Annotated in this window: 25 protein-coding genes, 2 tRNA genes and 1 pseudogene; 18 read left to right on the top strand and 10 right to left on the bottom strand. The window is 40.7% G+C overall.

The window, feature by feature from the left end; translation table 11 throughout:
• Both PHP90_RS10100 and PHP90_RS10095 read right to left on the bottom strand, forming a co-directional pair.
• A partial coding sequence (locus tag PHP90_RS10100; RefSeq protein WP_299929116.1) for a thioredoxin fold domain-containing protein occupies positions 1-221 on the bottom strand: 221 nt, incomplete at its 3' end.
• 25 nt (positions 222-246) lie between these two features.
• Entirely contained in the window at positions 247-597 is a 351-nt protein-coding gene (locus PHP90_RS10095; RefSeq protein WP_299929113.1) for a DUF3147 family protein, read from the bottom strand.
• Between the two features lie 232 nt (positions 598-829).
• Between PHP90_RS10095 and PHP90_RS10090 the strand changes: the two genes are divergently transcribed.
• From PHP90_RS10090 to PHP90_RS10065, 6 genes are all read left to right on the top strand, one after another.
• Positions 830-905, top strand: a tRNA-Lys gene (locus tag PHP90_RS10090).
• Between the two features lie 21 nt (positions 906-926).
• Positions 927-1,001, top strand: a tRNA-Glu gene (locus PHP90_RS10085).
• Positions 1,002-1,174: 173 nt separating this feature from the next.
• Positions 1,175-1,882, top strand: a complete 708-nt coding sequence (locus PHP90_RS10080; RefSeq protein WP_299929109.1) for a hypothetical protein — start codon at positions 1,175-1,177, stop codon at positions 1,880-1,882.
• 113 nt (positions 1,883-1,995) lie between these two features.
• The gene (locus PHP90_RS10075) at positions 1,996-2,739 is read left to right on the top strand and encodes a methyl-accepting chemotaxis protein (protein ID WP_299929106.1); all 744 of its coding nucleotides are present in this window, start codon (positions 1,996-1,998) and stop codon (positions 2,737-2,739) included.
• Between the two features lie 125 nt (positions 2,740-2,864).
• Positions 2,865-3,020 (top strand): hypothetical protein, encoded by a 156-nt coding sequence (locus PHP90_RS10070; protein ID WP_299929103.1) that lies wholly within the window; start codon positions 2,865-2,867, stop codon positions 3,018-3,020.
• Positions 3,020-3,199, top strand: a complete 180-nt coding sequence (locus PHP90_RS10065) for a hypothetical protein (RefSeq protein ID WP_299929100.1) — start codon at positions 3,020-3,022, stop codon at positions 3,197-3,199. The genes PHP90_RS10070 and PHP90_RS10065 overlap by 1 nt, the downstream gene beginning before the upstream one ends.
• Here PHP90_RS10065 and PHP90_RS10060 read toward each other — a convergent pair.
• Positions 3,196-3,873 carry a response regulator gene (locus tag PHP90_RS10060; RefSeq protein WP_299929097.1) on the bottom strand — a complete coding sequence of 226 codons (678 nt, stop codon included), beginning with the start codon at positions 3,871-3,873 and terminating at the stop codon, positions 3,196-3,198. The genes PHP90_RS10065 and PHP90_RS10060 overlap by 4 nt on opposite strands.
• A 317-nt stretch (positions 3,874-4,190) precedes the next feature.
• Between PHP90_RS10060 and PHP90_RS10055 the strand changes: the two genes are divergently transcribed.
• The 8 genes from PHP90_RS10055 to PHP90_RS10020 all read left to right on the top strand — a co-directional run bounded on the left by PHP90_RS10055 (position 4,191) and on the right by PHP90_RS10020 (position 13,314).
• Positions 4,191-4,871, top strand: coding sequence for a response regulator (locus PHP90_RS10055; RefSeq protein WP_299929094.1), 681 nt, complete (start codon positions 4,191-4,193; stop codon positions 4,869-4,871).
• Between the two features lie 113 nt (positions 4,872-4,984).
• Positions 4,985-5,668: a response regulator gene (locus PHP90_RS10050; protein WP_299929091.1), complete on the top strand. Its 684-nt coding sequence runs from the start codon at positions 4,985-4,987 to the stop codon at positions 5,666-5,668.
• A gap of 91 nt (positions 5,669-5,759) precedes the next feature.
• The gene (locus PHP90_RS10045; protein ID WP_299929088.1) at positions 5,760-8,504 is read left to right on the top strand and encodes an outer membrane beta-barrel protein; all 2,745 of its coding nucleotides are present in this window, start codon (positions 5,760-5,762) and stop codon (positions 8,502-8,504) included.
• 246 nt (positions 8,505-8,750) lie between these two features.
• Positions 8,751-9,491, top strand: coding sequence for a hypothetical protein (locus PHP90_RS10040; protein WP_299929085.1), 741 nt, complete (start codon positions 8,751-8,753; stop codon positions 9,489-9,491).
• 105 nt (positions 9,492-9,596) lie between these two features.
• Positions 9,597-9,950 (top strand): hypothetical protein, encoded by a 354-nt coding sequence (locus PHP90_RS10035; protein ID WP_299929082.1) that lies wholly within the window; start codon positions 9,597-9,599, stop codon positions 9,948-9,950.
• A 101-nt stretch (positions 9,951-10,051) separates the two neighbouring features.
• Positions 10,052-10,795 carry a polysaccharide deacetylase family protein gene (locus PHP90_RS10030; protein ID WP_299929079.1) on the top strand — a complete coding sequence of 248 codons (744 nt, stop codon included), beginning with the start codon at positions 10,052-10,054 and terminating at the stop codon, positions 10,793-10,795.
• A 34-nt stretch (positions 10,796-10,829) separates the two neighbouring features.
• The gene (locus tag PHP90_RS10025; RefSeq protein WP_299929076.1) at positions 10,830-11,384 is read left to right on the top strand and encodes a manganese efflux pump MntP family protein; all 555 of its coding nucleotides are present in this window, start codon (positions 10,830-10,832) and stop codon (positions 11,382-11,384) included.
• 103 nt (positions 11,385-11,487) lie between these two features.
• The gene (locus PHP90_RS10020; protein WP_299929073.1) at positions 11,488-13,314 is read left to right on the top strand and encodes a diguanylate cyclase; all 1,827 of its coding nucleotides are present in this window, start codon (positions 11,488-11,490) and stop codon (positions 13,312-13,314) included.
• A gap of 9 nt (positions 13,315-13,323) precedes the next feature.
• On the opposite strand, the gene PHP90_RS10015 is transcribed toward PHP90_RS10020, so the two are convergent.
• A complete protein-coding gene (locus PHP90_RS10015) occupies positions 13,324-13,686 on the bottom strand; it encodes a hypothetical protein (protein ID WP_299929070.1) in 363 nt (120 codons plus the stop codon).
• 62 nt (positions 13,687-13,748) lie between these two features.
• Here PHP90_RS10015 and PHP90_RS10010 point away from each other — a divergent pair, with 62 nt between their 5' ends.
• The gene (locus tag PHP90_RS10010) at positions 13,749-14,150 is read left to right on the top strand and encodes a rhodanese-like domain-containing protein (RefSeq protein WP_299929067.1); all 402 of its coding nucleotides are present in this window, start codon (positions 13,749-13,751) and stop codon (positions 14,148-14,150) included.
• 13 nt (positions 14,151-14,163) lie between these two features.
• Here the strand turns inward: PHP90_RS10010 and PHP90_RS10005 are convergent, their stop codons facing one another.
• Together PHP90_RS10005 and PHP90_RS10000 are read right to left on the bottom strand one after the other, a co-directional pair.
• Complete coding sequence (locus PHP90_RS10005) at positions 14,164-14,553, bottom strand: hypothetical protein (protein ID WP_299929064.1); 390 nt, start codon at positions 14,551-14,553, stop codon at positions 14,164-14,166.
• 25 nt (positions 14,554-14,578) lie between these two features.
• A complete protein-coding gene (locus PHP90_RS10000; protein WP_299929061.1) occupies positions 14,579-14,893 on the bottom strand; it encodes a hypothetical protein in 315 nt (104 codons plus the stop codon).
• Positions 14,894-14,987: 94 nt separating this feature from the next.
• Here PHP90_RS10000 and PHP90_RS09995 point away from each other — a divergent pair, with 94 nt between their 5' ends.
• Positions 14,988-16,196: a diguanylate cyclase gene (locus tag PHP90_RS09995; RefSeq protein ID WP_299929058.1), complete on the top strand. Its 1,209-nt coding sequence runs from the start codon at positions 14,988-14,990 to the stop codon at positions 16,194-16,196.
• Here PHP90_RS09995 and PHP90_RS09990 read toward each other — a convergent pair whose 3' ends face one another.
• The 4 genes from PHP90_RS09990 to PHP90_RS09975 are packed head-to-tail and all read right to left on the bottom strand — an operon-like array spanning position 16,197 to position 19,149.
• Positions 16,197-16,529: a translation initiation factor gene (locus PHP90_RS09990; protein ID WP_299929055.1), complete on the bottom strand. Its 333-nt coding sequence runs from the start codon at positions 16,527-16,529 to the stop codon at positions 16,197-16,199.
• Entirely contained in the window at positions 16,526-16,732 is a 207-nt protein-coding gene (locus tag PHP90_RS09985; RefSeq protein WP_299929052.1) for a DUF1653 domain-containing protein, read from the bottom strand. The genes PHP90_RS09990 and PHP90_RS09985 overlap by 4 nt, the downstream gene beginning before the upstream one ends.
• Positions 16,725-17,558, bottom strand: coding sequence for a DUF5718 family protein (locus tag PHP90_RS09980; protein ID WP_299929049.1), 834 nt, complete (start codon positions 17,556-17,558; stop codon positions 16,725-16,727). Before PHP90_RS09980 ends, PHP90_RS09985 begins: the two co-directional genes overlap by 8 nt.
• Positions 17,545-19,149, bottom strand: coding sequence for an ATP-binding cassette domain-containing protein (locus PHP90_RS09975; RefSeq protein ID WP_299929046.1), 1,605 nt, complete (start codon positions 19,147-19,149; stop codon positions 17,545-17,547). Before PHP90_RS09975 ends, PHP90_RS09980 begins: the two co-directional genes overlap by 14 nt.
• 132 nt (positions 19,150-19,281) lie before the next feature.
• On the opposite strand from PHP90_RS09975, the gene PHP90_RS09970 reads away from it, so the two are divergent.
• Positions 19,282-21,381: a GGDEF and EAL domain-containing protein gene (locus PHP90_RS09970; RefSeq protein ID WP_299929043.1), complete on the top strand. Its 2,100-nt coding sequence runs from the start codon at positions 19,282-19,284 to the stop codon at positions 21,379-21,381.
• Positions 21,382-21,587: 206 nt separating this feature from the next.
• Positions 21,588-21,682: pseudogene (locus tag PHP90_RS09965) on the top strand (RNA-binding protein); the annotation flags it as partial.

The following is a 21,682-nucleotide window of genomic DNA, read 5'->3' as shown; positions in this document are numbered from 1 at the left end:
ACGAAATTACGGTTCATATAAGCCTCTACCGCTTTATCGTGAAATACTTTTTGTTTCATATACGCACATTCGGGACAATCGTCCGTGGTATAGATCATCAGAACCAGCTTGTTTTCATTGCCTATTGATGCAACTGCAGCTTTAAACTGCTCGTCCGTTTGAATCGGTGCGGCACTTCCCGCAATCACCATTATCCACACTAGAAAAAGTAATTTAATCACACTCTACCCCCATTTAATAATATTGTTACAGTTTAATACCGTATTGATTTAGTACTGTCACCATAAACCAGTAACATACCATCGTGACCATAATCGCAAGAGAGAGGCTGAGATAAAAATTCAGCCCTTGCTTAAGTAAAAAAGGGAGCGTAACGAATAACGCCAATGATGGCAGTACCAACCAAAAAATACTGGTTGAGAGCATACTTATTTTGTTTACATCTTTCGTATCGACATACAACCAAAGCATCGCAAGTACCGACATTAATGGGATGGATGCGAGCAAAGCACCCAAAAATGAGCTCCGTTTCGCAATCTCTGAAATCAATACAATCAAAAAAGTCGTGATGATGATTTTGATACTATAATAAAGCACAGCGGATATTCCGAGTATCTTGCATCTTATTGTCTCTTTAAATCTTTAATTTTATGCATAATAGTATCATGAAATCGCCCTTTACTACGTGCGTCAACGCCTCTCTTGAGCACTTTATAAGACAAAATACTCTATTCGTTCCATTTTCACCCAAATTCTATTGACAAAAAAGGTTACAACCGCTATAATTCCCGTCCATAAATTGTGCTGGAACAGTTTATTGTTATTTCATGTCTCGTTAGCTCAGCCGGTAGAGCATCTCACTTTTAATGAGGGGGCCGATGGTTCGAATCCATCACGAGACACCACTTTTTCAACCGCATTTATGTGGCCCCATCATCTAATGGTTAGGATTCCAGATTTTCATTCTGGCCATACGAGTTCGAATCTCGTTGGGGTCACCAACTCTTAAATCCCTGTAATTTATCTTTATAATCCTCAATCTTTTTAATCACTTTAAAGTTCTGCATGTAAGTCTATCTTCTTGTCACAAAAATAAATATTAACATAAAAGTTAATAATCCTATAATATTTATTGATCTATGATGATTGTATAATAATCGTACAAAGGCAACCTATGAATAACCTCACCATCAAAGCAAAGCTTCTGATCATACCGTTGACGTTGATAATTGTATTTTTAGTAACCTATCTCATCTACAGCAATGCAAACACTTCTGCTGAAAAAGCTTTGGACCGAGCATCGGATGCAAAACTGATCGAAAACGAGTTCCTACAAACACGGATATCAGTGTACCAGTTTTTGAAAAATCCGAATCAGGATACCTTAGACAAAGTGCATACCAATCTCGATGCTAACAAACAGTTGATCATGGATCTAAAAGAAAAGCTTTCGATTGCAGCTAATAAAAAGAAGTGTGACGAAGCAATTGCATTTGCTGATAACTATCGAACAGACTTCGATCAAAAAGCTCCTCTAATCATTAATGCCGAAATAATTGAAAGAAATAAAATCGATTTGAGCACATTAATCGCGACCAGTAAAGATTTGGCAAAAAGCTTGGATGAGATTGCTGCCAGTGCAGTCGAACTCAGTAAAAGCAAATCCGAGTCGGTCGGTCACTATCTGGCTCTGTGTTTCATCTTTGCGTTAGCCGTTGTTTTTCTCATCAGTTATTATGTCATGCATGAGATACGCGGATCCATCCATTTACTTGAGACAAAAATTAGAAACTTTGTCGAAACCAAAGATTTGAAAATCCGATTGATTTACGATAAAAAAGATGAAATCAAAGTGATAATCGACAGTTCAATACCCTTTTAGAAACACTAGAACACACGATTAAAGAGGCGAAATATGCCGCGGATGAAAATGCTTCGGTCTCGAGTGAACTGAGTGCGACAAGTCTGCAAATCGGTAAAAATGCCGAAGCAAGTATGAGTATCGTCCAAAGTACGATCGATGAGATTACTGAAATAAAAAGTTTCATCGAATCCACTGCGGCTATCTCAGAAAATACAAAAAACGGTATTCAAGTAGCCGGTGAGCGTCTCAATGAAATGCTCAAAGATATCCAATCACTCAGAGATGATGTCGGAGCGGCAAGCGAATCAGAAACAGCTTTGGCAGCTAAACTCGAAGAGATGAGCAGCGAAGCGGCACAAGTCAAAATGATTTTGGTTGTGATCAGCGATATTGCCGATCAAACCAATCTCCTGGCACTCAATGCAGCTATCGAAGCAGCACGGGCAGGTGAGCATGGTCGTGGATTCGCGGTTGTCGCCGATGAAGTGCGAAAACTGGCAGAACGTACCCAAAAAAGTTTGACCGAAATCAATGCAACCATTAACGTCATCGTTCAATCAATCAACGACTCATCCGAGCAAATGGGGAGTAATGCCAAAAATATTCAACGTCTTGTCGGAATCTCCGAAAATGTCGAACATGTGGTTGTGGAAACGGTCACCTCAATGAATCAATCCATTATCAATGTTGCGAGCAATGCCGATAACTCGGTAAAAATAGCGAATGACTCCGTTAAAATCGTTAATTCCATCTCTAAAATCAACGACTTAACGGCCAGTAATGCCAGAAGTGTAGAAGAAATCGCAAGTGCCGCAGAACATCTCTACGGACTCACCGACAGTCTGAAAAGCAAACTCAACCAATTTCAATCCTGATATCTCTCTTACTTATCTCTATGGCCTATTTATAGGCTATAAGAGATAATTTTCTAGTTAATGAAATACCCGTAGTTAACATTTCTCCGTTACAATTTTCGTATTTTATACAAAGAGGCATTCTAATGAAATCTCTCCTTTCTCTTACCCTTGTTTTGACATTTTTTTCCGGCTGTTCCGCTACATGGCACGGTGTTAAAGAAGATACATCCCATTCCGTCGAATGGACCAAAGAACAAGTGAATCACGGGGCTGCTTACGTCAAAGAAAAAACAGAATAATGTGTTTTATCCTCACAATTGCATTTATCATTGCTACTATCACTTTTTATATGGATGGGCTTATGCTACAGGCTCTCGTCAGTGCACTCATAGCTTCTGTCGCACTCTTTTTTCTCATTCGAAAACTCATTACGAACGGTCGATGTATCTTTGGAGACAACACGGACTGTTCTCCTTAAAGATCAATCTTATAACCAACCCTGCTTTGATTTTTGATCAAAGCAGAATACGTTTTGGCACGAACTTCGCGTACTAGTGTGCGTATCGTATCCATACTAATAGTATCATCATTCCAGACATAACATTTGATAACTTCATAAGAGATGTATTTGTGCTCGTTCTTCAAAAAAAGTTCTAAAAGCAGTGACTCTTTTTGGGTGAGATGTTCCTTATGCCCATCAGGATATATAATCGATTTATTTATTAAGTCATAGTGGTATCCCTTCATAAGATCAATCAAAGGGAGCAAAGTATTAGTAGATAACCTTTTAGCTGCAAACTTGAGAGCCGCAAGCAACTCCGAGTCATCAAACGGTTTAATCAAATAATAACTTGTATCAAGATTAATTGCTTCAAGCAATATCTCTTTATCACTGCAATTTGCGGTAATAACAATAGGAATCGAAACCTCTTTTTCCCGGAGGAAGCGTATAAAATCAATTCGATCCTGTTTATGAAGATTTAAATCAATAAGGATAATATCTATTCCATCCGTTATGATACTTCTAGCCTCTGAAGTAGTTTCCGCTTCTAACACTTTCATCCCGTTATCACGAAGCATTTCTGTTGTTTTTTTCCGAAAAGGTAAATCATTTTCAATATATAAAAGAGTTAAATTTTCAAGTATTCTCATAAGGTTCTTGGCTCCAAATTTTTCTGGCTATTGTATTCAAACGAAATAGAAATTTTTTAAACTTAATATGAATTTTTGCAGTATAGCAAGATTACATATAAATATTTAAATATTAACTGCTATCTTTTCATCTTCTTTGTTCACAAATAACAACTAATATAATTTTTTTTAATCTACCCAATTTTTTTCTCATTTTTTTATTTTAAAATCCCTATGAAATCTAGAAAGTACAGAAAATCCAATATCTTTATTTATGGTCTTACCTTAAATCGTTTCCAAGGAAATTCATTGTTAAAAAAAATAAATGGAGACAATAAATGCTCAACTCAGCAAAACTAACCGTTCTTTTTATCGAAAATAAAATAGAACTTCGAGAAAAAACCACACAATTAATGCGCGAACATGGCTTACGCGTTCTTTCATCGGATAATACATTGGAGGGATGCAATCTCTTTAGAAAAAATGAAGTTGACATTATTATGATTGATCAGCAGTTACCTGACAATAGCGGGATAAACTTCATCCGTTGTCTTCGAGATAAAGAAGTCATGACTCCGGTTATTATCACGACAAAGTCTACGGATGAACACATACTCTTGGAAGCTATTAATCTTGACATTACCCGCTATTTACTCAGACCTTGTGCAAAAGAAGAGATCATAGATGCGCTCGAAGCCGCCAAAAAAAAAGCGGTTAATTGTCATCCGCTAACATTTACCCGTCTCCACAACAAATTTAGCTACGATCCGATCAATAAAACAATTAATCGTCCGGATGGGTCAAAAGATCAATTATCTAAAAAAGAGTATCTGTTGCTCGAACTTCTAATACGAAATAAAAATCAAATCATCTCTTATGATGTCATTGCCGTACTAGTATGGCAAGACTCTTTTATGAGCATGGATGCGCTACGTACTCTTGTGCACTCTCTACGTAAAAAAACCTATAAAGATATTATTGAAAACTGCAACGGGCTTGGCTACAAAATGACTTTATAGTATCAATTGAAAATGAAATAATTCTGTATCCATTTATGCAAAATTCTCATTAAAATATAATTACTGCATACTAAACTTTCTAATTGAATTTATCCAAAAGAGACCCAATAGCAATGATTAAAATTAGTGAAATGACTCTTCTTTATCTGTATGATGATATTAAGAGCCACCAAAAAAATTCCCCTTTGATACGTAAAAATGGTTTCAATATTATAAGTGCCAACCCGCCGGATTCTGCACATACTATGATACAAACAGGAAAAATGAATTTGGCATTAATCGATCTCCATGTATTGGACCAAAAAGGGCTTGATTCTTTCCGGTATCTTCGTCAGAAAGAGGCACATATACCCGTTATTATTACCGCATCTCAAACAGATAAAGAGAGTTTATTCGAATCAATCAATCTAGGAATCACCCGTTTTTTGACGAAACCAACAAGTAAGCATGCGTTAATTGACGCACTTAATATTTCAGTCAAAAAAATTCTTGAACAACACCCGGCAACCTTTTCTAACTTACCCAATAACTTTATCTATGATCCAATCAATAAAATAATAAATTACCCCAACAAAGAACCCATACAATTATCTAAAAAAGAATCACTTTTAATCGAACTTTATTTACAAAACAAAGGGAAAGTCATCCCCTATAAAACAATAGAAAATCACGTATGGCAAGGCTCTTTTATGAGTATGGATGCACTTCGCACCCTGGTACGCAGCATTCGAAAAAAAACTTCTCCCCAACTTCTTCGCAACATTAGCACTATAGGTTATAAAATGGATTTCAACTAATAAAAAATATTTAAAATTATTTTTAATAATATTATAAAAATCTCATTTAAAATTATTAGAATTGCCCTTGAATAATTATCAAGGATTCTATATGACCCGATCTATTACTAGTATGAGTTATAGTATTTCAATCGCTGCGGCACTTATTTTGGCGACAAATGCGATAGGGGCGCCAAACGAACAAGCAAAAAATCAAGCACAACAAGGCAATCAAACAGGTTCAGTTATTCAAAACGGTACAATTCCGGTTACTCCGCCAAAACCGGAAGACCCTGTCCAAGAAATTCAGCACAGTGTTAAGAAAGAAGAGAACACAGGTGGAATCCCGTGGGGAAACTTTCTCTTATTTCCCGAATTATCTGCCACTGTGATGTACGATGACAACATCTATGCCTCACGTAAAAATGAGGTATCAGATGCAATTCTGACAACGACTCCAGAAATTCGAATGAAATCTAACTTTGACCGCCATTCATTAGAATTAGGAAGCGGAGTCGATCTAAACCGCTACCACCGTTTTACAGCTGAAAATACAAACGATCCGTGGGTATATGGAAAAGGGCGTTTAGATCTAACCCAATCGACCAATGTATACGGCGGCGTGCATCTCTCCCGCAATCACGAAGACCGCTCCTCTCCAGATGCCCTTGAAGTTGAGCAAACATCGGCATTAGCTAATCCGGTCCGCTATACTGACCTAAGCGGAAACATCGGTATCTATCATGACCTCACAGAGCGCTTATCCGTACGATTGGGAGCTTCAGCGACAAAACTGAATTATGAAAACACCTCTCTCGTCGGCGGCGGAACGTATTCCAATGATTATCGTGACCGCAAAGAATCACTAGTCGGTGGACGAGTGACCTACTCTGCTTCCGACGCAGTAAAACTCTTTGTTCAAGGGGCAAATGACCATAGACAGTACAGGATCACGGATCCGCTTCGAAACAATCGTAATTCAAGCGGCTATAACGCAACACTAGGAATGTCCTATAAGCCCTCCGATATCCTCTCGAGTGAAGCTTATATCGGGCGTATCCGCCAATATTATAATGATCCACTCTTCAATAACGTTGACGCAACTGATTACGGCCTGAACGTTAAATACCAAACAGCTCCATGGACGACTTTTTCACTCGATCTTTCCCGTTCGTTGGAAGAGACAACGGTACTCAATTCATCAGGCTATATCAATACGGCGCTAACCGGTAAAGTTAACCATAATCTCTCTCGAGATCTTTCACTCAATGCATCGCTTACTCGGCAATGGAGTAAATACAATGATATCGATCGAACCGATATCTATACAGGAGCGGGTGTCGGAGTGAAATATTATCTTTCCAATGCCGTTTACAGTGCAGCTAATTACCAATATCGCAAGCGTAGCTCTACCGCAATGTCACAAAGTCCGGATTACACAGCTCCTGTCAACTATGCAGAATATGATAATAATCTCATCTATGTAACTCTTGGAACCGATTTCGGAACACGGGTACAGCCGACAACACTAACATTTACCTATCCTAGCTGGTCACTATTTGCAGAACCGTTCAGCAATACATTAACAGGCTTTTACGCTGGGGGTACCTTAGGCGTAAACAGCCTCAATGCAGCAACCTCCGGACTACGTGATCCTTGGACCGGCAATCCTCTTAATTATGACAATGGCAAGTTTGCCGAAACAGGGATCATATCCGGTCTCTTTGCAGGGTATGGGCAGATGCTTGACAAACATTTATATTTTGGAGCAGAAGCGGAATTTGATCACAGCAACACTGAACTTTCCCATGACCACATCGGTGACACTTTCTTTAAAGTCGCTCAGGATAACGGATTTTCTCTCTCCGTTCGTCCGGGATATATGCTCGATAACGGGTCATTATTCTATGGCCGTATGGGTTGGGCTCGTACCAAATTCAATAACTATATCCAGGCAGTTGATGAATCCGGAACATCTGTCGATGGTACCGTTTATACTGTAAACCAAGATAAAACGATGGATGGTTTCCGTCTCGGATTAGGAACTGACATCCCGATGGGAAATAACCTTTTTATGCGTATGGATTATGCGTATACTAATTATAATACGTACACAATTCCAGTATTTAACGATGTAGGAACACTTCTGCGCAATGATGCTGCCGATATCACCGGCGGTACTTTTAAACTCGGACTCGGATGGAATTTCGGTGGAAGCGATACTACTGACAAAACCGTTTCCATTGATCCAAATTATCTGGATGGAATGTATGTCGGTGCAATGTTAGGGCATGGACCACTCAATAGTAATATCCAAGCACTCCACAGTGACGGAACTGTTCTTAACGCCGATTTTGGTCGAGACGGCTTTACCGGAGGGGCATTCCTCGGATATGGTCAAACATTCGGCAACTGGTATCTCGGGGCAGAACTCGAAGCAGAAGCAAGCACCTTCGGATGGCATCATGACCGACAAACATCGAGTGCTACAGGCGGACGTGATTATTACGTCCACAAAAAAGGTGGCTTCGGTGAAAGTGTTCGATTGGGATATGTCCTAAAAAACGGTTCTATGATCTATGGCCGTGTCGGCCGTGTCGAAACCAAATTTAATTCAGAATATTTAAAAGGAAGTGCCGGCGGCAATAACTGGGTAGATCAGGACAATACTGTATTGGGAAGCCGTGTCGGCCTCGGTGCCGAGATTCCATTCAATAAATCCCTCTTTATGCGTATGGATTACAGCTATACCAACTATGGCTCATATAGTTTTACGACAGGATCATCTTCTCCTGATGTCGTCACTTACGACAATGATGAAAGCCTCTTCCGCTTTGGTTTAGGCTATCACTTTTAATTCTTTTCAAAACGCTTTATGCGTTTTGAATTCCTAATTATCTATCACTTTTCCACTTCCAAAGAAAACACAACAATCTTTATAAAAAACACCAAATAAAATATAAAAAATCTCATATTAATCTCATATATGGTTTGTAGAATATAAATCTAAATACATATCAAGGAGTTGTCCATGGCAACACAATCATCATTCATCACGAAAGTTTTAACAGCAGGTAGTTTTGTACTAGCAGCTTCATTAATCATGCCGGCATCTGTACACTTCAATGGCTTTGCAACCAATGCATTTGCAGAAGAAGACGGAGGAAGCAATGGAAGTAAGGGTACCGGCGGGCATAAAGGCCAAGGCGGGGAATCCGATAAAGGCAAAGGCGGATCAGGAAAAGGCAAAGGTGGAAAAGACGCTGTTTATAAAGGTGATTCTGAAAACCACCAAAAAGGGAAGTCCGATACCAGCGGTAACAAAGGAAAACCGGTATGGGCTCAAGAAGGTATCCCAGAAGGTGAATACGGCCGACTAAACGTTGCTCGTGCACCTCAGCATACTCGTGATCAAGCAAAGGCAGAAGCGCTTTCGAGTACTTCAGATTGGTACCTTTACCACTTGACTACAGTGGATGCTATTAAAGCAGCCATTCTTGCTGGAACAAGAGACAGTGGTATTGCTGATAATCCAGATACACCAACAATCGATGAATCAAAAATTGCTATCGTTCGTGTTGATTCTCCGACACAAAGTTTAGCACTTTATCAAGCAGTTTTAAAAGGTGAATCTATTGCTCCACTAAGCGGGGGGTCGGCCTATTTGCAAGCCGTCACTTTCTTAGCAAGTGCATCGGATAAAACCAAACCGATCACAGCTGATACCGTTAAAGCTATGAACATTATCCTAGGTGTAAGCAATCCAGCCGGTGTGACGAATGAGCAATTAGCTGCCGATGCGGATGCGGTTCGCCTTGCGATTCTAGCTGCCCACGGCGAATAAAACTGCTATTATCGAAGCAAAACAGATAAGTCAGCGCATTAAACCATAAGGAGTATGAAAAGTAATACTTCATACTCCTCTATATTTTAAGAAAGGAGTATTACTATGAAATCATATATGACAATAATTTCTGCAAGTATTGTTTTGTCAACATTTATGCTTGCAGAAGCTGCAGATTCAGGAGTTCAAACGACTCAACAAAGTATGCAGCAAGAACGTGAACGTACCCAAAACGAAATCCGTAATACGTTTCACAATATGAATACCGATCAGCTTTTGGAGAAACGCGGGACAATGACGAATCAGAGAGAACGCGAACAGCTTCACAAAGAACTTCAAAGCCGCTATCAGACTATGACCCAAGAACAAAAACAAAAATTTATGAACCGTCCAGAAAATGCTCCTCAAAGAATGATGAATAACGGTGGCGGTTTTGGTGGCGGAAAAGGCGGTCGTTAACCGTTTCAATGTCAAAGTAAAGAAGAAAACATAAATTAAGATGCAACTAAAGAGTTTGATCCACTATGCTACAATTCAGCTCTATAAACAAGGATCATTCTATGCTTCTGCAATTTTCTTTAGCTTTTTTGCTTACAGCCCTTTCCCTTTTCGCCGATGAGCCGAAACAATGGGGAGAGAACGTTACCGGGGTAACCACAAAATTCCATACCGATAAAAAAGAGGTTGCCCTTACCTTTGATGCGTGCGGGGGAAGTGCAAAAAGTTCGCAGTTTGATGCGGGGCTTATCGACTTTTTGAGTGAAAACCGTATTCCTGCCACCTTATTCATTAACTCCCGATGGATTCAAAGCAACCCCGAAATTTTTGCACGATTGGCAGCAAATCCATTGTTTGAAATCGCCAACCACGGTACCGCACATCATCCTCTCTCGGTAAACGGTAAAAGTGTTTACAATATCCCCGGTACCGCTTCGCCTGAAGAGGTCGCACATGAAATCAACGGAAACGGTGACTTGATTGAAAAGCTCACCGGCAAACGTCCCCGCTTTTTTCGATCCGGTACCGCTTATTATGATGAACAAGCGGTTGCCATTGCACACCAAAACGGAGTCGAGATCGCAGGCTTCAGTGTTCTGGGAGATGCAGGGGCCACCTTTAGCGCACCCAAAGTAGCGCAGCAGCTAGAGAGCGCCCACGGCGGCGATATCGTTATTTTTCATATGAACCATCCCGAAGGCGGTACACGCGAGGGAGTGATAGAAGGGGTAGAAAAGTTAAAAGCAGAAGGTTTTTCCTTTGTTCGTCTCAGTGATGTCAAAGACCGATTGGAGCGTATCCCTTAATGCTATAATTCCGCACTTTAATCACGGATTTTTTATGGAAACACTTCTTCTTCTCGCCGTTGCGTTGGCAATGGACTCCGTCGCTGTCTCAATCGCCATCGGTTCTAAATACAAAGAGTTGTTACTTTCCAGAACCCTTTTTATTTCCGCCGTTTTCGGATTTTTTCAAGCGGCTATGCCGATCGCAGGATATTTTATCGGAATCAGTTTTGCCGATTACGTCCAGGCGTTTGATCACTGGATCGCATTTATTCTCCTCGTAGGACTTGGGAGTAAAATGCTTTATGAAGCGTATAAAAACGAGTTTGACGAAGAGGTAAGCGATCTATCAAATAAAACCCTTATCTCACTGGCAATTGCTACCAGTATTGATGCTATGGCGATCGGGGTAACATTTGCCTTTTTACAAACAGATATATTCATTGCAGCGGGAGTTATCGGACTTGTAACCTTTATCCTCTGTGTTGCGGCAGTTTATATCGGGAAAAAATTAGGTTCATTGTTAGAGAGCAAAGCAGAGATGCTTGGGGGATTGATGCTTATCGGTTTAGGATGTAAAATCCTATTGGAACATTTGGGAATGCTTTAATCCCTCAACATAATATAAAAATTACAACTTTTTTCATCACTACATTACTTAATTAATTTTTAATTTGCTACAATGGTTTAATTTCCAAAGAAAAGTAAGCATAATGCTCAGAAAAGAACGGGATTTTCCGCTTATCCTCCTTTTTCTTCTAATTGCAATCGCCATTTGGGTTGTAATGAACTTTTACCGCAAAGATAAAATTGAAAATTTTCAGCGTGAAAATTTTGCAACCATGGCATCCATGGCCGAACAAAAAATTGATACATTGATCGATGAAAAAGGCAATGCTACCCTCTCAATAGCCCTCTCTTTAACTAAAAACTCCGACATTGAAAAAGCATTGATTCAAAAAAGCGATATCCAACCGCTGCTCCTATCTTTATCACAGGAATTAAATCATAACACCGATTTTAAAAATGTTTGGATTCAACTTGTGGACAATCGCGGGATTAGCCTTGCCCGATCATGGGATTCTCAAAAAAATGACGATATCTCTGCTGTCCGTTCGGATGTTAAAAAGATACTTACTACCCCTCAGATTATGACGAGTATCAGCGTTGGCAAATATGACTTGACTTTCAAAGCCATGACTCCGATATATGACAAAAATTCCCGTTTTTTAGGTTTTATTGAAGTTATCAGCCATTTCAATTCCATTGCCAAAAAGTTAGAATACGAAGGATACAAAACCATTATCATCGTTGACAAACGATATACAAATCAACTCCAAAAGCCGTTTACTAAACTCTTTGTCAACGAGCATTATATTGCCAATAAAAATGCGGATAAGACTATTTTAGCTGATATTGAACGTCATGGACTCGACTATTTTATCGACCCGCATCAAACGTATAAAATTGATGTTCCTAGTCGGCAGCTCATTATTCGTCATCCGTTATATACTATTGACAAAACTCCGATAGCCACCTTTTTACTTTTTAAACCGTTATCATCGATTGATACGTCATATGAGTATTACATTACCGTTATTACCTACTTGATCTTTTTTACAGTCGTCATTATTCTCATATTCATATTATTTTTTTACATTAAACAAAAAGCAAACTTGCAAAAAATCAAAACAATTCTTGATGCACAGCACTCCATTGTAATTATTTCAGACGGAAAAAGGATTTCAGAAGTCAATCACGCTTTTTTAAACTTTTTCGGATACCGAAATCTCTCGGACTTTCTTCAACACTATCATTGCATTTGCGATTTCTTTGAAAAAAACGATCGTTTTTTTCATCTGGAAAAAATAAGTCCTGATGCTTCTTGGATTGATATCCTATCCACATACCCCAATGCCGATCGTATCGTAATGATGACCGATAAAGAGGGAAAGAAACATGCGTTCCATACAGAAATAACGTTAATCAGCGATTCGTTCAAGGTAGTCTCTTTCACCGATATCTCCGAAACGATGGAAGAAAATCTCGAACTTCAAAGCAAAATATTTTTTGATCCGCTTACTAAAGTTCGTAATCGCTATTTTTTCGAGATGAATACAAATAATTTTATTCAAACATCTAAACTGCAGCATAAGGAACTTGCCCTCACGATGCTTGATATTGACTATTTTAAACAGGTTAACGATACCTATGGTCACAATGTCGGGGATAAGATTCTTCAATCGCTAGCCGAGTTAATTAAAGGATCTCTTAGAGTTGAAGATGAAATCATCCGATGGGGCGGAGAAGAATTTATCATTTTAATAATGGTAACATCTCTAGAATCAGCAACTCAAATTATCGAAAATCTCCGGAACACCATTGAAATGCATACATTTGAAGAGAATCCTAAAATAACGTGCAGTTTTGGAATAACGTTATATCAGAAAGACGAACCGATCCTTCAAACGATTGCCAGAGCCGATAAAGCATTATATGATGCAAAAAGTTCAGGAAGAAACCGTGTCATCAGTATTTAATATATTTCTTTACCACCCGTCCGTAGCATGATTGTCATGTTTTGATTTTTTGTAGCTGCGGGCATTAACCCTCTTTTCCAACTGATTTTGGGCGTAAAACAGTTCTTCTTTAATCGTCTCGATACTCTCATCACTAGCACGAAAATCGAGAATTTTTTGCCCTAACGCCTCGAGTACCATGTATTCATCTTTATACAGTTTGACCGCTTCATTTTTTTCCAAAAACCGGAAATTCATATCTACTTTTTGGTCATACTGCTCTTTCGTCGGGTTTTCACTTTTCGCTAAATACGAGAGTATTCCATTGATAAATCGTCCCAACAGTCGAATATACCGAAGCCGTTTTGAATTTTCCGTTTTAGATGTCGCCATAAACCCTCATATTAATTATTCATCGATACAATACCGCCATTATACCCTCAAGAGGATTTAGAATGCGCATTTTACTTATTACCATTATGTTGTTTGCCACCACGTTGATGGCCGACTATATTCGTCAACCGATCGATCAAAAACTGATCGATTCCAAAATCAAAATTATAGATATCCGTACTCCCGAAGAATGGAAAACCACTGGGTTAGTCAAAGGTTCGATCCCTATTATGTTTTTTAATGAAAAAGGGGATTACGATATAAACGGATTTTTGGCGGAACTGAATACAAAAGTCAAAAAAAATGAACGCTTTGCCGTTATCTGTAACAGCGGTAGCCGCAGTAAAGTGCTGGGAACGTATTTAGGAAACCAGTTAGGTTACAATGTTATCGATTTGGCCGGAGGAATCCAATACGCCATCAGCAAAAAGCTCCCTCTCGAACCTTATAAAGCGGCGAAATAAACGCTCCTGCAACTTAGAAAGTATGTTGGAGATTTAATCCGATGTACTTCCCTTCACTCGCCGAGTTTTGAACGACAGGAGACAATATATACTGGTCCGTAACATAGGCGCCCAACGCAGAGCCGGCGATATGTGAAGCTGCATCCAACAGTTGTCCGCGGGCATTACCGTGCATAGCATACTCTATCCCCTGTTCTGCAACGATAGCGATGCTGCTCACCTCAAATCCGATCATCCCTCTATCAGAGCGATATTCCGGATAATAGCGGTCAACAACCGCCGTAATCCCCCCTGCCATTACTGCTCCACCGACAAAATGGCTGAACTCACTGTTAAAACCCTCATTTGCCCCAAGTGTCGAAACAGCTATCAAACTGCTAACAACTAAAAATTTTAATTTCATATTTTCAACCTTTTCCAATTCATTCTTAACGTAAAAATTCGAGTAAATCGATATACTCTTTTTCGATAACACCCAAATTTTCCAACATGCGCATCTCATCAACTCCGGGATTTTCACTCAAAAACTCTCTACGCCACTGAATATTGTCCTGAAGTTCTTTAAGTCCGGTAGAGAGATATTCGATCATCAAATCGATATCGCTTCCGCGAACCGAGCCTTCCGTATCCGCTTTATAAAATAAGAGCGCATAATCACCTGTCTCATGTGAAAAACGAAAGTCTTCGGCAATGTTATGGACAATTGTTTTAATCCGCTCATCTTTAATAAGACGTTTTGCCATTGTCTACCTCCCGATTATAATATGTGATTGTATTGGCTTTTGGTATAGGAGTTGCTTAGATTATTTATCCAAATACAAAAGATTAAGCCAAACCGTGGAATCGCTCAAACTAAAATCCAAACTCCTTTACTTATTGTTACTGGTCGGATTTGGGCTGAGTGTTGTAGGATTGATCGGATATTTCAATATCAAAAATATCAAACGGCATATGGATACCCTCTATTACGGTTCCCTTGTCCCTTTAAGCGAACTCTCTTCCATCAATGATGCGTATGAAAATGATCTAACTATAACCGTCTACCGCTGGCACAATCACCTGCTCAGCGATGATGATGCCGCGCAAAAAATCTCACTCGGCATGGAAAAAATACAGCAGGGATGGTCAAGCTATCTCTCCCATCCCAAACGTCCCGAAGAGATGCCTTATGTCGATTACACCGAATCGCAGATGGATCAAATCGGAGGTTACTTTATCCAGATCCGCTCCATCATGCTCGATCCGAAACATTCGCACCCGATCTCGTTGAGCACATTAAACGATAATCTCCACTCCATCCATGAAACAATCCGTCAATTAATCGCTTATGAAAATGCCTCAGCGCGGTATGAGCACTTGAATCTTATGGCACGATATGAAAATGCGCTGATGCAGTTGATTTTGTTTTTGGGAGTCATTTTAGTGTTAGTGATGGGATTGGCATGGAAAATATTTGCCCGAATCGAATGGCAGCAGTATCAACTTATCACCACAACTGAAACTCTACAGCATCTCAATCTCAAGCTTGAGCAGGCTTCCTATACCGATTCGCTTACTTCCCTATATAACCGACGCTATTTTAATCTCGTATATGAGCGGGAGTTCAAACGGGCTTTGCGTTCCGCTAAACCTTTCGTCTTTATGATGCTTGACATCGATTTTTTCAAACAGTACAACGACACATACGGTCATTTGCAAGGGGATCAGGCACTTCAAGCAGTTGCGAAAACCCTCAAAGCTACCTTCCAGCGTCCGGGGGACTATCCGTTTCGTCTGGGTGGGGAAGAATTCGGCATTATCCTCACCGATATTGATTGCAAAAATGCTCATATTATGGGGGAGAGATTGCGCTCGAATATTGAAAAATTAAAAATCGAGCATAAAGGATCAAAAATTTTACCGACACTAAGTGTTTCTATCGGAGGCATCTGTATCGTTCCGACAGCACTTATGGGTGATGATGCATTAATCCATGCGGCAGACACCAACCTCTATGCGGCAAAAGAACGGGGACGTAATCAAGTGGTATTTAGTAATAAGTTGTAATTATTTTTTAAATTTAAAGGTGAGTTTTTCGAGGTTTTCGCGTACTTTTGGTGCAATATCGCCCTGAAACTCCATCCACCCCTCTTTGTACGCACCACCGCAAGCGAGTGATTTTTTTAAGGCTGAAAGCGTTTTTAGGGCATCTTCTTCGCTGAGGTTAAAAGGGCCGACAAGTGTCACCACTTTCCCTTTGCGTTTCTCTTTTTGGAAAACAAGGCGGTGTGCAGAGGGTTCGAGAATTGTGAGTACCTTGGAGGTTTTTTCCTCTTCCATACTCCATCCATCGCCCCATGAGGCGCCGAGATCAAGAGAGAGTTTCGTTCCACGGCTCACTGGATCTCTCCGCAGTATTCAAAGCGTTTCATGCCGTTGGGAAGAATCTCGATAAACATCTCGAGCGGTCGTACCCATAAACCGCGTTCACCGTACAATGGGCGGTACACAACAAGACTTTCAGATGTCTCAGAGTGTTTTGCAACACCGATCACCTCGTAATGTTTCCCTTTGTAATGGCGGTACAGTCCAGGTTTAAGCACGGATTACCTTTTGCACCAATGCGCTTATCCCCTCAGCTTCAAAAGCGTTTCGATTTGCCATCGAGAGGATTGGGTTGGTACAGTATTGTCCGTTGTCATACACCACGACAATCACTTCATCCCCCTCTTGGAGAAAGTTCTTCTCCCCAAAACGGGTATAACGGGTTGCGCCGATACTGATAATAGCCTGCTGAGGGTTCCCCGCATCTTTGAGATAGCTGTTGATCGGTTCTAAGGGACCGAAATCAACTTGGGAATTGATCTGATTTTTCATCCACTCCAGCAGTTTTCCGTAAAAAAAGCTGTAACCCGTGAGTTCAACATCTTCTCCGTAACGCATCAGCATCCCTTCGCGTCGTAAAAAAGAAGCGATGCGATACGTATCCATCACTCCGCCTTTATCAAATGTATCGATCGGAATAAGGGTTGAAGAGAGCCCTTTGGACGAGGCACCCCAATTTTTCTTTTGGCTGATTTTTTCAGCCCCTTCTTTGCGAAGTGAGCAATCGTTATAGGCACCGAAAAACTTCGGCGTGATAGCGGTTACATTACCCTCTGAGTCATAATCTAGATCACAAATGAGTGCGACTTCAGGTTCAGGTTGAACATTACACTCCTCTTTAGGGAGCGCAATGGTATCACTGCTAATCGGATAGATTCCCAGCTGCCCTTCGCGTCCAGGGACATAAAAAGGGAACATCCCTTTCGGACCGTTAGGATCTTCCGTCAGTATGTCTTTAAAATCGGCACTTTCACCGGCTTGTTCAAGATGTAGGGCAAAGTTTCCGGCGACACCGAACCCGACGTAATTTTTATAAGTTTCCACTTGCTTTTGCCTCAGCAAATTCTTCATACGTACCTTTGAAATCGGTATAGCTTCCATCCGTATGCAATTCGATAACACGTCCGGCGAATGCATCGAGCAACTCACGGTCATGGCTCACACAGATTACGTTACCTTCAAACTCGTACAACGCTTCTCCCAATGCGATAATCGCTTCGAGGTCAAGATGGTTGGTCGGTTCATCGAGAACGAGGAAATTTCCCCCCTCCAACATCATTTTAGAGAGCATCATACGGTGTTTTTCCCCTCCGCTGATCTTCTCGATACTTTTCTCCTGCTGTTCGCCGTTAAACAGCATACGCCCCAAACAGTTACGGATTTCCGAAATTTCACGTTTCGGATCAAATGCACGGAGCCAATCATAGAGCGTCTCGCTTCCTTTGATACGGTCAGCCGTATCTTGAGGGAAATAGGTCGGCTCGATCGTTGCTCCCCATTTGACACTGCCGCCGGTCGGCTTGATCTCTTCCATGATGATTTTGAGCAACGTCGATTTACCCACACCGTTGGCTCCGATAACAGCAATTTTCTCACCCGGAACGATTTTGAGGTTAATGTCGTGCAAGACATTCAAATCCCCGTAGCTGTGAGAAACATCAATCACATCGAGTGCTTCGTCACCCATTTGGCGTTTCGCTTTAAAAACGATGCTCGGATCACGGCGGGAAGATGGCTTGATGTCATCAATCGTGAGTTTATCGAGTTGTTTTTGACGTGAAGTAGCTTGTTTTGCTTTCGATGCATTGGCCGAGAAGCGTCGAACGAATGCTTCGAGCTGCTCTTTTTCTTTGAGTTTTTTATCGCGTTCCAACTGCGCCTGATTCGCCATAACGGTTGAAGCGAGATACCAGTCATCGTAGTTTCCGGTAAATTCACGAATTTTTTGGAAGTCCACATCGAGAATATTGGTAACGACGGCATTGATAAAGTGACGGTCATGCGAGATAACGACCATCGTTCCCTCGTGACGTTGAAGCTCATGCTCCAGCCATCCGATTGTATCGATATCGAGGTTATTCGTCGGCTCATCGAGGAACAAAACATCCGGTTTCGGATACAGAACCTGTGCCAGCAAAACTTTGAATTTTTCCGATGACGGGAGACTCGACATCAGATCGTTATGATGATCTGCCGAAATTCCGACATTTTCTAAAATCTTTGCAATTTGAACGTCGTATTCGTAAGTCGGGTCCTCTTCGACACAGATCATCTCCAATTCAGCCAAACGATCGTTGACTTTATCGTCTTCAAAATCTCCCGTCGCATAAAGATGCTCTTTCTCTTTGATCGCATCGAAAAGACGTTTATTTCCCCACAATACTGCATCGGCAATCGTAAAATCTTCAAATGCAAACTGATTTTGTCCCAAAACACCCACTTTGAGACCCGGTTCGATGGAGATATCCCCCTCGTACTCTTTGATCTCACCGCTGAGAATTTTCAAGAATGTTGTTTTTCCGGCGCCGTTGGCTCCGATAAGACCGTAACGTTTGTTGCGGTCGAGTTTGAGGTTAATCCCCTCAAACAAAATCCGACTTCCGAAACGCATTGTTAATTTTGTAACTTGTACCATTAGAAAACTCTTTATATACTAAAATTTCGCGATTATATCTAAATTCTGATTATGCTTTCCTAACACAAATAAAAAGGTAGTTTTAAACTATAAAAAATTACAATATCACAAAATAATCACGTTTAGGATTCAATGCAAACAGAAGCCCCTCTTTACGACGTACTTAATTATCTTCCGGAGGGGATTTTAATGGTAGATGAGCGAGGGGTTATTCTCTTCGCCAACGAAGCATTTTCCGAGATGGTAGGGTATGAAAATGATCTGCTTTTAGGGCTCAATATATTGAGTCTTTTAGCCGATATTGACGTGTTTTCAAAATGTATCACAAAAGTTATGGACGAGGGGAAATCCCTCGATGCGGAAACCGATTTTCTCCATCGTGACGGGAGAATTGTACAAGCGATTAAAAGTGTACGGATGATTCGCAAAGATGATCATGTCCGGTTCTTTGTCAATATACGTAACCTCACCGATATCAATCGTCTGAATAAAGAGCTGCGCCTCTCTAAAGAACTCATAGAATATCAGGCTCAAGAACTATCAACGTTGCTCAACTCTAAAAATCAGGAACTTGAAGAGATCTTGAGCAGTATCGATGAAGTGATCTGGTACATTGATAATAAAACGCTCTCTCTTCACTACGTCAACAATGCGGTTGAAGGGGTTTTCGGCTTTACCAAAGAGACGTTTTTATCCGATCCTTCTCTCTGGCAGCAGCAGATTCATCCCGATGACCGAGAATTGGTCAAAATGTTTTTTCAAACACTTCGCCCCGGTCAATCCCAAGAGATCCGTTTTAGAATTCTCCGCAATGACGGTGAATCGCGATGGCTTAACAGCCGGATTCACCATCATCCGACACTCAAACTCTTTATCGGTATCACCACCGATATCACCTCCTCAAAAACACAAAGTGACGAGATCGCATTTTTAGCCTACCATGACCCGCTTACGCTTCTTCCGAATCGGGCCAAACTAAAACTTCAACTTGAAAATCGTTTCGAGCACTCCGCTTCAACCCCTTTTGCTCTGCTCTTTTTGGATTTGGACAATTTTAAAAACATTAATGACACGATGGGACATGAAGTCGGTGACAAAATCCTACTTGAAGTGAGCCGCCGTATTCTCGAAACTACGGAAGAGCATGACTTTTGTGCCCGTTTCGGCGGGGATGAATTTGTTGTTTTACTCCAAAATACCGATGTGTCACACGTTGACACGTTTGCCGAACGTATGATTCAAATGTTCAAACGTCCTTTCCGGGTCAACGAAATCGATTTTTTTCTCTCCACCTCCATCGGAATCGTCCTCTACCCTCAAGACGCCAAAAACGGGGAAGATTTGATCAAACATGCCGATACGGCCATGTATGAAGCCAAAAATAAAGGGAAAAACCAATTTGTTTACTACCATTCCTCTATGCAGCGCGCTATCCACAACTTTTTATACATTGAATCGTTGGTACGTGACGGACTGAAACAAAACCTTTTTGAACTCTATTTTCAGCCGCTGATTGACAGTACGACACTCCGATTGGAAGGATATGAAGCGCTTATGCGGCTGCCCCATCCGACAGAAGGCTTTGTTTCTCCCGATATTTTTATTACGGTTGCCGAAACCAACGGAGATATTCTCCTAATCGGCGAAGTAGTATTACAACAAGCCTGTGATTTTATCACTTCAGTACGGCAGATATGCTCACAGCCGTTTTTTGTGGCAATCAATGTCTCATCCAAACAACTTCTCCAAGAACATTTTTCTCAAGATCTTTTAAACTATCTCAAAGAACGTGACATACCGCCCTCCTTTTTAAAAGTCGAGCTTACCGAAAGTGCCGTTATGGAAAACATCGATGTAGCCGCTGTCCAACTCAATAAACTCAAAGATGGAGGGGTACGGATCGCATTGGATGATTTTGGAACCGGTTATTCGTCATTTGCCTATTTAGCCCAACTTCCTATTGATACTCTTAAAATCGATAAATCGTTTATACTCACCCTTTTTGAGGTCAATTCAAACCGCCATATCGTCGAAGCCATGTCGAATCTCGCTCACGTTCTCGGAATGAGTGTGACGGCTGAAGGGGTCGAGGAAAGCGAGCATTTTGACTTTTTAATAAAAAATAAAATTGATACGCTTCAGGGATACCACCTCTCCCGACCTCTCCCGCGAAACGTTATTCTCCAAAAACTTCAAAATTCTGATCCTTACTTTACCCCGCTTCCTTCGTAATCTTACTTTTCGAACTACACCTAAGCAGGTAATAACCCCTATTTTGGCACCTTCCATGTGGTTAGCTCATTTTTGTAAAGATATGCAACCGTGCCAGCATTAATAACGGAAATACAATTATTTTTAACATTCCCATAAGATTGTAATGGATAAAATGGTCATAAGGATTATGCTGGTTATAGTTCGATTTTTTCACGGAGTACAATGTGACACAAATTTATGTCGGGAACATTCCCTACGGCAAAGACGAAAACGATCTTAAAGATCTTTTCGGACAATACGGTGAAGTTAGTTCAGTTAA

This window comes from Sulfuricurvum sp. (assembly GCF_028712165.1).
Taxonomy (GTDB): domain Bacteria; phylum Campylobacterota; class Campylobacteria; order Campylobacterales; family Sulfurimonadaceae; genus Sulfuricurvum.
The sequence above is the reverse complement of the archived record's forward strand: the minus strand, read 5'-3'. Positions and strand labels throughout refer to the sequence as shown.